The 11,149-nt window shown below is 60.3% G+C and carries 10 protein-coding genes and 1 pseudogene; 5 read left to right on the top strand and 6 right to left on the bottom strand.

Annotated features, from left to right (window positions below; genetic code table 11):
• Window positions 1–539 (bottom strand): nitrite/sulfite reductase (locus PHW99_RS14950; RefSeq protein ID WP_300179226.1); only part of this gene is annotated, 539 nt, incomplete at its 3' end.
• 243 nt (window positions 540–782) lie between these two features.
• Here PHW99_RS14950 and PHW99_RS14945 point away from each other — a divergent pair.
• A complete protein-coding gene (locus PHW99_RS14945; protein WP_300179224.1) occupies window positions 783–2,153 on the top strand; it encodes a TrpB-like pyridoxal phosphate-dependent enzyme in 1,371 nt (456 codons plus the stop codon).
• Between the two features lie 23 nt (window positions 2,154–2,176).
• Here PHW99_RS14945 and PHW99_RS14940 read toward each other — a convergent pair whose 3' ends face one another.
• A complete protein-coding gene (locus PHW99_RS14940) occupies window positions 2,177–3,172 on the bottom strand; it encodes an acyltransferase (RefSeq protein WP_300179222.1) in 996 nt (331 codons plus the stop codon).
• Between the two features lie 182 nt (window positions 3,173–3,354).
• On the opposite strand from PHW99_RS14940, the gene PHW99_RS14935 reads away from it, so the two are divergent.
• The 4 genes from PHW99_RS14935 (at window position 3,355) to rarD (ending at window position 8,806) form a co-directional block, all read left to right on the top strand.
• Window positions 3,355–4,431, top strand: coding sequence for a linear amide C-N hydrolase (locus PHW99_RS14935; RefSeq protein ID WP_300179218.1), 1,077 nt, complete (start codon window positions 3,355–3,357; stop codon window positions 4,429–4,431).
• A gap of 74 nt (window positions 4,432–4,505) precedes the next feature.
• Window positions 4,506–7,298 carry a hypothetical protein gene (locus PHW99_RS14930; RefSeq protein WP_300179215.1) on the top strand — a complete coding sequence of 931 codons (2,793 nt, stop codon included), beginning with the start codon at window positions 4,506–4,508 and terminating at the stop codon, window positions 7,296–7,298.
• Entirely contained in the window at window positions 7,259–7,894 is a 636-nt protein-coding gene (locus tag PHW99_RS14925) for a hypothetical protein (RefSeq protein ID WP_300179212.1), read from the top strand. Before PHW99_RS14930 ends, PHW99_RS14925 begins: the two co-directional genes overlap by 40 nt.
• A gap of 6 nt (window positions 7,895–7,900) precedes the next feature.
• On the top strand, window positions 7,901–8,806 hold the full coding sequence (rarD, locus tag PHW99_RS14920; protein ID WP_300179209.1) for an EamA family transporter RarD: 906 nt from the start codon (window positions 7,901–7,903) through the stop codon (window positions 8,804–8,806).
• On the opposite strand, the gene serB is transcribed toward rarD, so the two are convergent.
• From serB to PHW99_RS14900, 4 genes and pseudogenes are all read right to left on the bottom strand, one after another.
• Complete coding sequence (gene serB / locus PHW99_RS14915; protein ID WP_300179206.1) at window positions 8,787–9,503, bottom strand: phosphoserine phosphatase SerB; 717 nt, start codon at window positions 9,501–9,503, stop codon at window positions 8,787–8,789. The two genes, rarD and serB, sit on opposite strands and share 20 nt — an antisense overlap.
• 35 nt (window positions 9,504–9,538) lie before the next feature.
• On the bottom strand, window positions 9,539–10,054 hold the full coding sequence (locus PHW99_RS14910; protein WP_300179203.1) for a DUF4405 domain-containing protein: 516 nt from the start codon (window positions 10,052–10,054) through the stop codon (window positions 9,539–9,541).
• 124 nt (window positions 10,055–10,178) lie between these two features.
• Window positions 10,179–10,793 (bottom strand): hypothetical protein, encoded by a 615-nt coding sequence (locus tag PHW99_RS14905; RefSeq protein ID WP_300179200.1) that lies wholly within the window; start codon window positions 10,791–10,793, stop codon window positions 10,179–10,181.
• A gap of 125 nt (window positions 10,794–10,918) precedes the next feature.
• A pseudogene (locus PHW99_RS14900) lies at window positions 10,919–11,149 on the bottom strand (hypothetical protein); the annotation flags it as partial.

The raw sequence follows: 11,149 nt of genomic DNA, 5'->3' as shown, positions 1-11,149 counted from the left end.
GGGTGCAGCGTGCTCCACTGACGCATGATTTCGGCATAGGGGCGCGGGTCGATCAGCTCGTCGGCCGCAATGCCGGCCAGTGCGTCGCTGGTGATGTTGCGGATGCAGTTGCCGCTGGTCTGGATGCCGTGCATGTCCACGCTGGCTAGCAGGTCCATCACGTCGGCGCTCTTGACCAGCGGGATCCAGTTGAACTGCACGTTCTGCCGGGTGGTGAAATGGCCATAACCGACTGGCAGATGGGTGGTGCCCAGCATGGCCTGGGCCTGAGTGGCACCTTGGTAAACGGCGGCACTGGGTTGGTCATAGTCACGGGCGATGCGTGCCAGCGCCCGCAACTGGCGGCTGGCTAGCTCGCCATAAGGCACAGCCACCCGCAGCATCGGCGCATAACGTTGCACATACCAGCCGTTTTGCAGGCGCAGCGGGCGAAAGTCGTCGTCCGACAGCTCGCCTTGGAGGTTGCGCTCCAGCTGGTCACGGTACTGGGCGGCGCGCTGGCGGATGAATTGGCGGTCAAAGTCGGTGTATTGGTACATGGGCGTGGACTGTACGAGGGAGTCGATATATTTCAAACGACATTGTGGTGATGTCGATATGTTGATATCGGCATATGCATGGCGACTTTCCGCCCCGAGCCGATGGCCGCCAGACGCGGGGCCGCAGCGTTTTCAGGGTAAACCCCGGCCCGCTCTTGCCGGGCAGTTCATGGGTTCGGCGGCATACTTGAAGTGGTGCCAACGCACGGCCAACCGCTTCTCAAAAACTTCCAAGGAACCACCATGAGCCAACAGACCAAGTTTTTACTCGATGAAAGCCAGATGCCCAGGCACTGGTACAACCTGCAGGCGGATTTGCCCAAACCTCTGCCGGCGGTGTTGCATCCGGGCACCTTGCAGCCGGTGGGGCCGGACGATCTGGCGCCGCTGTTCCCGATGGAACTGATCCTGCAGGAAGTCAGCCAGGAGCGTGAGATTGAAATCCCCGAGCCGGTGCGTGACGTGTTCCGCCTGTGGCGGCCGGCGCCGCTGTACCGTGCGCACCGGCTGGAAAAAGCACTGGGCACCCCGGCCCGGATCTATTACAAATATGAAGGGGTCAGCCCGGCTGGCAGCCACAAACCCAATACCGCCGTGCCACAGGCGTTCTACAACAAGCAGGCCGGGGTCAAGCGTCTGGTGACGGAAACCGGCGCTGGGCAATGGGGCACCTCGCTGTCGTTTGCCGGTTCCCTGTTCGGGCTGGAGGTGGAAGTGTTTCAGGTGCGGGTGTCATACGACCAGAAGCCCTACCGGCGCGCTGTGATGGAAACCTATGGCGCCCGTTGTGTCGCCTCACCGTCGAACGAAACCGCGTTTGGCCGCTCGGTGCTGGCGCAAAACCCCAATCACCCGGGCAGTCTGGGGATTGCCATCTCCGAGGCGGTGGAACTGGCCGTGCAGCGTGATGACACCAAATACGCGCTCGGGTCGGTGCTCAACCATGTGTTGCTGCACCAGACGGTGATCGGCCAGGAAGCCATGACACAAATGACCATGGCTGATGCCTGGCCGCATGTGGTGATTGGCTGCGCGGGTGGGGGCTCCAACTTTGCCGGGATTGCCTTCCCCTTCATCGGCCATGGTCTGCGTGGCGGCGAGAAGTCGCGGGTGGTGGCGGTGGAGCCGGCGGCCTGTCCGTCGCTGACCCGCGGCAAATACGCCTATGACTTCGGTGACACGGCCGGCATGACGCCGCTGACCAAGATGCACACGTTGGGCAGCCAGTTCACGCCGCCGGGCTTCCATGCCGGTGGTCTGCGCTACCACGGCATGGCGGCCCTGGTGTCACACTGCAAGGAACTGGGTTTGATCGAGGCCGTGGCCTACAACCAGGTGGAGTGTTTTGAAGCCGGTGTGCTGTTTGCCCGCAACGAAGGCATCGTGCCGGCGCCGGAAGCCAACCACGCGGTCAAGGGCGCGATCGAGGAAGCGCTGCGCTGCAAACGCGAAGGCAAGACGGAAAACATCCTGTTCTGCCTGTCCGGCCATGGTCACTTTGACATGGCCGCCTATCAAAAATACTTTGCCGGTGAGTTGTCTGACGAAAGTTATGATGAACGCGAGCTGGCCCAGGCGCTGGCCGGGCTGCCCAGCGTGCCTGAAACGGTTTGACGGGATTTCTGGCCGGGGGTTGGCTACCCGGTCAGCTTCAAACCGCATCCCCACTCATATAGAGGCCGCTCCACGTGGCGATAAAACGTGTGGGCGGCGTGAATACAAAACAGGAGATACAAGAAAAATCCAGCTTCCCTCAGCAGCAGGGGTTGATCGGCCAATAACCCTCGCAAACCGGAAAAATAAAAGAAGAGAAACAAGGAAACATGGGCCAAATAAAGGGTGTAGGACGCATTGCCCATGTTGACCCACCACCGGTTGGCAACCCAGAGACGCGTTTGTTCCAGGGTCAGAGCCAGAATAACCAGTGTGGCTGCACTGAGGCCAAAAGTAAAAATTCGGATAGAGCCATCAGCTGCATGGAAATGATGGCCAAAATATAGGCTACCGAGAATAATGGCGAGGCAGGGAAAAATGAAATATTTGTTCAGCAGTTTTTCTAGATGAACAAAAATCATGATACCAGTCAGAAATTCACAAAAAAAAGCGAGAAATAAAAAAGTAGCCGATAGAGGTGTATTCAGTTTGATCATCAATGATGTGATTAAAATCAACAGACCAAGAAAAGTCAGGCGAATGACGTGTTTGGGTGGAAATAAAAGTGATACTGCCGTCAATCCATAGAATATCAATTCATAAGTCAGTGACCAGGTAACGTAAATTAGCAGTCTTTTCATGTCTGTGCTGGTCAATAAAAAAGAACCAAACCAGTCAATATTTTTTGAAGAATGAGTCAGATAGATTGCTGATAATGCAGCAATCACAAAAAATGGCCAATAACCAAAATAGATTCTGACAAAACGATGGTGAATAAATGACAGTATACTGTTGAAATTTCGCGGTTTTGAAAGTGTCGTATGAGCAGCCACAAAACCGCTGATCACGAAAAAAATGTCAACCCCCGAATAGCCAAATCCTGCAATCAGTTTGAATAAATTGAATTCACCATTTAGAAATTCATATTGCGGCAGACTGTGATAAAAAAGCACCATGAATGCTGCGACGGCACGCAACATTTGAATATTTCTGAACATTTGTTGTGAATCCCTTGACTCGGTTTTTTTTGTCGTAAATTTGTGAAAAAATGGCTTGATTGGTTCAATCAGTATATTGTGAAAATATACTGATACCTTGGCTATGTTTTTGTCAGAGGTGGTGAGGTTCTTGCACCGGCCTCATCACTCCAGGAGGACATTTCATGACAACAGCGCATTCCAGCCGTCTTTGGGCCAGCATCGTTGCAACCGCTGTCAGTGCTGCAGTTTTGACCCCTTCCGTGGCGCAAGCCTGCACACGGGCGGTGTATCTCGGCGCCGAAGACACGGTCATCACGGCCCGCAGCATGGACTGGCCGTCCGATCTGGGGTCAAACCTCTGGGCTTTTCCGCGTGGCATGGCGCGAGAGGGCGCTGCCGGCCCGTCATCGATCCGCTGGACCTCACGTTATGGCAGTGTGGTGGCCACGGTGTACGAGGCGGCCACAGCCGACGGCATGAATGAAAAAGGCCTGGTGGCCAATCTGCTGTACTTGTCGGAGTCAGAGTACCCCAAACCCGCACCTGGTGACCGGCGCCGGCCGCTGTCGGTGGCGCTGTGGGCGCAGTACGTGCTGGACAACTTTGCCACGGTGACCGAAGCTGTGCAGGCGCTGGAACAGGAGCCGTTTTATGTCGTGCCCGTGACGTCGCCGGACGGTCACCACGCCGGAACCGTCCACCTGGCGATTTCAGACGCCACTGGCGATTCCGGCATTTTTGAATACGTGGCAGGCAAGCTGACGGTCCACCATGGTCGTCAGTTTCAGGTGATGACCAACTCTCCTGTGTATGACCAACAACTGGCCCTCAATGCCTATTGGGCGCAGATCGGCGGCACCACCATGCTGCCTGGCACCAACCGTGCGGCAGACCGGTTTGCGCGGGCTTCGTTCTACATCAATGCCATTCCCAAAACGGCCGACCAGGTGGAAGCCATCGCCGGGGTTTTTTCGGTGGTTCGCAATGTTTCGGTACCGCTGGGGATGACGACACCAGGGCAGCCCAACATCTCGTCCACCATTTGGCGCACGGTGTCTGACCAGAAGCACCGGCGTTATTTTTTTGAATCGGCGCGCAGTCCCAACGTGTTCTGGGTGGATCTGGCCGACATCGATTTTTCTCCGGGGCAGGCCAGCAAAACACTCAGGCTGACGGGCAAGACGGTTTATACCGGCAACACGGCAATGCAGTTTCAGCCGGCAACGCCGTTCAGATTTCTGGGCGCCAGGGTCGACTAGGCATGGCTTGGCCATGGTGAGGCCGCGTACACTCGTGAACCAATTTCAATCAAGCGCATTCACAGGGAGGACCCATGACGGCTTGTTCGGCTTTTTTGAAGCATGGTGCACGTGTTGTGGCCACGGTGGCAAGTGGCTTGGCCTTGCTGGCCGGATGTTCAGGTGGCGGTGGTTCGGCCAGTCAACTCAGGGCGCATTACGTGCTGGCGCCCGTGGAAGGCGGGACTTGTTCGCTGCTTGACCTGGGGGGCAAAACACTGGCCGGCCCGGCAGTCACCAAGGCCGGTGTGGCCTGGTTGGATTTGCCGGCAGCTTCGGGCACGGTCCAACTGTCGTGTGAAGGCGGCACTTACCTGGACGAGGCAACAGGTGCCGCCAGCGCTGGCATTCGCTTGCGCTCCTACCTTGAATTGGGTGCCGGTGAGGCGACAGCGGTGGCAACCCCGCTGACGGAACTGGCCGTGCGGCTGCTGGGTGATCGCGGCCCTGCCACAGACTATCAGACCCTGTCTTCGGCCGTGGCAACCGCGTTTGGGTTGGATGGCATCGACATCGGCCGGCAAGTGCCGGTCAACCTGGGCAACACCGTGCTGGCGGACCATGCCGGTGGACGTTATGGTGCGGTGCTGGCAGCGCTGTCGCAGCTTCAGCAGGACGGTTCGGCTGGTTCGCAGGCGGCGGCCGTGGTGGACAAACTGGCCGGCGCACTGAGCAGCAGCGGGCGCTTCAAGAATGTCGACCTGAGGGATGCCGTTTCGACGGCGCTGGAGCACCTCACGACAAACACCCGTTTGCAACCCCAGATCACCAGTACCGGGGAAACCGTGCTGCGTGATGTGTTTGAAAACATGCAGCATGCGGATGTGGTCGCCACGGTCTGGTATGTGGACACGGACAACTCGTCCACCCAGTCGGGGGTGGCGAGCAGCACTGTGGCCTCAGGCAGCCCATCGAGCATGGCGATCGTTGGTCGCAATCTGCATTTTGGCCTGGCGGTCACGCTGGGTGGTGCCGCTTGCGAGTTGCATGATCTGCAGCCGCTGGAAGATGTGGAGGTCGGGGCACAGGACGATCTGCTCACGGCGGACTGTCCACCACGCGTCGCCGGAACGGCTGAGTTGCTGATCAAGGACCAGAGTGATGTGGTTTCACGCACGCTCATCACGGTTCAGGATGAGGCCAGCATCCAGCAGAAGCGTTCTGCCAGCCTGGCCTGGGCGCTGCTGCCCAAGGCGGGCACCGGCCCGTCCAGCGTGTCGGGTCAGGTGACGGCGGTGGCACCGTCCATCAACACATCGTCCGGTGCCCTGCGTTATGACGCGCTCAAGACCTTCCCGGTGCGGGGCGTGGTGGTCGAGTTGCTGGACCGCGATGCCAATGACGCGGTCGTGATGACCGGTTCGACCGATGGCAATGGCCGCTACCAGTTCAACGGGGCTGACGCCGGCAAGCATGTGGTGGTGCGTGTCAAGGCCCAGTTGTGGCAGAGTCGGGCTCCTGGCGTCAGCACGGGTGCGCAATGGAACATCACGGTGCGGGACAACACCAGCCAGGGCAATCCCAAGGCCATGTATGTGCTGGATTCGACCCCGCTGACCACGGTGGCGGGGAGCAACACACTGGATGTCCAGGCCGCGCTGGGTTTTGATGGCAACGGCAACCAGGCGCCAGCCTCGGGCGCCGGGCGCCAGTCGGCACCGTTTTCAATTCTGGAAGTGGTTTACAGCGCGGTGACCAAATTGCAGGCGGTGGACCCGAATGTCAGCCTGCCTGAGCTCAATATCTACTGGAGCAGCGCCAATGTGCCGGGCGGCGACGACAAGGAGAAGGGCCAGATCGGCACTTCGCACTTTGCCAATTCGGGCAACTGGCCCGGCCTGTTCATCCTGGGCAAGGCCGATGTCGACACCGACGAGTTTGACCAGGGGGTCATTGGCCACGAATTTGGCCACTACCTGCAGTCGGCGCTGTCGTATTCCGATAACCCGGGCGACACCCACGCCAATGGTGATTTCAAGGACGCCAGTCTGGCTTTTGGCGAAGGGTACGGCACGGCCGTGGGCGGGCTGCTGACCGGGAGCCCGATCTACACCGATTCGTCGGGGCCGCAGCAGCAAAACGGCAGCGTGACCGATCTCACCAAACCATCACCTGCTGGCGCGCGCAAAGGCTTCTATGCGGAAGAATCGGTGGGTTACGTGCTGTACAACATGGGGGTGCGCCATGGCTTCACGCCGTTCTGGCGGGCGGTTTCGGCGCTCAAGGCCGGGCACCATTCGGCCACGATCTTTGCCTTCTTGAACCAGTTCACCCGGCTGTATCCGGCCCTGGCCATCTCTGACCTGCTGGCCACCGAGAACATACGGTCTTCCGATCCTTTGGGAGCCCTGGCCGCAGGTTCGCCACCTGACCCGGCGATTGATGCAACCGCCAGCAAGGGGGCCAATGATCTGGAGCAGCTGTATCTGAATGTGGCCTTGACGCCCGGTACGCCCGTGACGCTGCCTGCAATGCTCAGTGCGGATGTGCCGTCTTTTTGTGTCAACCGCAATCTCCCGGGTGCCAATCGCGGCAACGGCCTGGGGCTGAGCCGACGCTTTACCTTCCGGGCCAGCTACACAGGCAACCTGGGTTTGCAATTTCTGGATGACCGTGGCGCCGCCTTCAATGCACAGACCTGGTATCTGGAGGCGCGTGACGAGACAGGCAGCGCCGTCAGTGTGCGTGACGGGGAGTCCGGTGGCGGGGTGATCAGCGTGGTCGAGGGGCGCGTTTATTCGATCAAGATGGTGATCGCTGACCCCAACAGCATCTACAAGGGCAACCGTTGCGGCAATCGCCTGAACCTGTGGCGTCTGGCGGCCTGAAGCTGTCCAGCCGCGCGCGGGCCCTGGCCCTCGTGGCCGCAGGCATCGGTGTCGGCAGTCTGCTGACAGCATGCTGCTGCGGGCAGGAGAGTCCGGCCAGCCAAACGCGGGCGGCAGCCGCGCAGCCCATACCGGCCGTGGCGCCTCAAGCGGATGTCCAGCGCTCCGGTGCGTGGCTCGGTGGTCCGGAGCCCATCTCGGGCAAGCTGCGCACGGGTATCGCCGTGTATTACCGTTTGCTGGCAACGGCTGACCAGGCTACGTTTGATCTGGTGCTGCGTCTGGAAGGTGCCAGCGCCGAGGACGCGACGGTCCGGCTGACCACCAGCGATGGCGCTCGCCTGATGCCTGAAGGTGGGCCGGCAAGCTGGCGCCTGTCGGCAGGTGTCCCGTCGCAGCTTGCTGTGAAAGTCAGGGTGTCCTCGGGCGACGGTTATGTGCATGTCATGACCGGGCAGAATGGGCGCCATGCGACGCGATCAATTGTCTTGAATCCATCAACGGCTGCGGTACGGGGGCTCACGCGTCGTGCGGCGGGTGCCAGTGACGCCAGCGGTGAACCCATTGTGCGCATGCAGGCGCTGCCTTCCAAATAAATCGTCATGAATCCTGGAATTCTTTACGCCGCCCTGGCTTACGTGGCCTGGGGCTTGTTTCCGCTGTATTTCAGACAGTTGAGCATGGTGGGTTCACTGGAGGTGGTGATGCACCGCACGGTGTGGTCGCTGCTGTTTTTGCTGGGGGTGTTGCTGGTGCTGCGGCGTTGGCGCTGGCTGCGGGAGTTGCTGCACCAGCCCAGGGTGCTGGCGGCGTTTGCGCTGTCGGCGTTGCTGCTGTCGAGCAACTGGCTGGTCTACGTCTGGGCGGTGCAAAACCAGCATGTGCTGGATGCCAGTCTGGGTTATTTCATCCTGCCGCTGGTGAATGTGGCGATGGGGTATGTGTTTCTGCATGAGCGTCCCCGTCCTGGCCAGTGGCTGGCGGTGGCCGTGGCGGCGGCTGGCGTGGCATGGTTGACCTGGCAGACCGGGCGGCTGCCCTGGATTGCCCTGCTGCTGGCACTGACCTTCGGCTTCTATGGCCTGCTGCGCAAGGTGGCAGTGCTGGGGGCGCTGGAAGGTTTGACGCTGGAGACCCTGATGCTGGCACCACTGGCCGTGGCGGCACTGGTTTTCTGGGGCTGGCAAGGGAAGGGTGTCCTGGTGCAGGGGGATGTGCGGGCCATCGGCTGGCTGCTGCTGGCCGGGCCGCTGACCGCGATTCCGCTGCTGCTGTTTGCCGCCGGTGCCCGACGCATACCCCTGACCACCCTGGGCATCCTGCAATACATTTCGCCCAGTCTGCAGTTTGCGCTGGGGGTCTGGCTGTTTGGTGAAGCCCTGCAGACCTCACGGCTGCTGGGTTTTGGGCTGATCTGGATGGCGCTGGTGATTTATAGCCTGGAAGGCTGGCTGCGCCTGAAACCTGCCGCCACCCCAACCACGGGCCTCAACGCTCAAAAACACTGAGCAGGCGGTCCAGCCCGCCGCTGTTGATACACACATTGGCATAAGCGCGCACCGCCGGTTTGGCGTGGTAGGCGACGGACAGACCGGCTTCGCCCATCATCGGCAGGTCATTGGCGCCGTCTCCCATGGCAATCGCCTGTTTCGGGCTGATGCCCAGGGCCTGGCAGGTTTGCAGCAGCATGGTGCGTTTTTCGGCCCCGTCACAAATATCGCCCCAGGGTTGATCGACCATGCGGCCGGTGAGAGCCCCGTTGGCCACTTCCAGCACATTGGCGCGGGTGAAGTCAATGCCCAGGCGGTCGCGGATGCGGTCGGTGAAGTGGGTGAAGCCGCCCGAGACCAGCAACACCTTGAGTCCGGCTTGCTTGCAGGCGGCCACCAGCTCGGCGGCACCGGGGTTGAGCTGCAGGCGCTGTTGATAAATCTGATCCATCTGGTCCAGCGTCACGCCCTGGAGCAGCGCCACACGCTGGCGCAGGCTTTCCTTGTAATCACTGATCTGGCCCTGCATGGCGGCCTCGGTGATGGCTGCCACTTCGGCCTTGCGGCCAACGGCATCGGCGATTTCGTCCACACACTCGATGTTGATGAGAGTTGAGTCCATGTCGAAGGCGATCAGCTTGAAGTCGCGCAGGGACATGGGGCCAGCGATATTTTTGGTGACAAGGCCGGGGGAGAGTTCAGTCGCAGTGGTCATGGGGCGCCGGTAGAGGAGAAAGCAAAAAAATGCCGCTATTTTGCCGGGTTTGTGTCCTGGGCCCGGAACAACTGGGCCAGGAGGTCGACCTGTTTGTGGGTATCGTTGCCCACCAGGGCGGCAATACTCTGGTTGTCGTTCTGGCTTGGGATGCCTTGGGCGGCGAGTTTTTCACGCAACTGCGCCGTAGGAATGGCCGCCACCTGGGCCACCACACTCAAAGGAGCTTGAGCCAAGGCATTGAGCGGGGCGACAAACGGCGGCTTGCCGCCACTGCCATTCACGCTGAGGAAGCTCAGGCCCAGCACCAGCGCAAACAGGCCAATGACCAGCCGGCCCGTGGTCTGGTTCAGGTAGCGCTTGAAGGAAAACAGGTTGTTCGCCAGATGCAGGCCCACGGCGCCCAGCATGAGCCAGCCCAGCCACTCATGGGCCGTCTTGTTCAATCCGGTGTCCAGGTGGAAAAACATCAATACGCCGGTGGCTGCCATCAACAGAAAGCTGCCGATGACAAACGGGGTGATCCAGTGGCGATGTGCGTTCAGGTTCATGGTGCAGAAGTCTTGTGCTGTGAAGAAGACTGCAGTGTGCCGGTCCTGTTTGAACGCTTGATGTCGGCAAGTGAAGCGCTTGTAAACATCCCGGGTGCGGCCGTGTTGGCCTGGCCTGCAGGAATCAACGTCTGAGGTAGAGCTGATCCGACCAGGTGGCCAGCCAGTCCGGTTTGTAGGCCACCATGATCGCGGTGAACAGGCCGGTCAGAAAGGCGTCACCCCAGGCCACCAGCCAGTGCGCTACCAGGCTCAGGTCATTGTCAATACCCGGCATGCTGTGCCCGGTGTATTGGGCCAGCAGCCCGGCGGCAAACATGCACAAGGCCGTGCCTAGAAACGCCCGCCCCAGCACATAAACAAACAGGTGCAAACCAATCCAGCGGCGTACCGCGGCACCCAGCAGCAGGGCCAGGGTGGCTGGCACCAGGCCGAGCCAAACGGTCAGGTCCAGCGCGGTTTCCCAGGACATGGGCGAGATCAAGGCCGCCATCAGGCCGACCAGACACAACACCGGCACGGCCAGCGGCCAGCCCAGCATCAGCAGCACCAGGCAGGCCCCCGACCCCTGCAGCTGCAGGGGCATCTTGTGCAGACTGGGCATGGCCCACATCCAGGGCACAAACGTCAGGGTGGCCAAGATCGGCGTCAGGCGCGTGCCCGCTGCCATCAGACGCCAGGGCCGAAAACACAGCGCGCCAAGCAGCGCCAGGATCAACAGGGTAAGGTTGGTGGCCATGGGGCGTTGTGGTGGTTGGGCGTGGCACTTGACATTTGCTATAGTTTATGTAGCTTTAGAGCCAATGTTTGTCTGGGATAACGGCCAATTTTCTCATCAAACAAGGTCAAGAGGATTGATCGATGTCAACGGCGCCAGGCGGTGTGGGGATGCTGCAGCGCGGCGCGGAGGTGCCGGGTGCCGATCTGACCGCTGGCATCAAAACTTTGTTCCAGAAACTGCACGCGGTCCGCCTCCAGGCGGACCACACTGCAGGCGCGGGTGCCGTAGTCTGGTGTGGCGATGAAGGCGGATGACAACACACGCTCCAGTTCCAGTGGAATGCCGGTGGCGGGCAAATCGGCGTCGGCGGCCAG

It is taken from the genome of Rhodoferax sp. (assembly GCF_028689305.1).
In the GTDB taxonomy this organism is placed as follows: domain Bacteria; phylum Pseudomonadota; class Gammaproteobacteria; order Burkholderiales; family Burkholderiaceae_C; genus Rhodoferax.
Note: the sequence above shows the minus strand (reverse complement) of the source record. Positions and strands in the feature narration are given on the sequence as shown.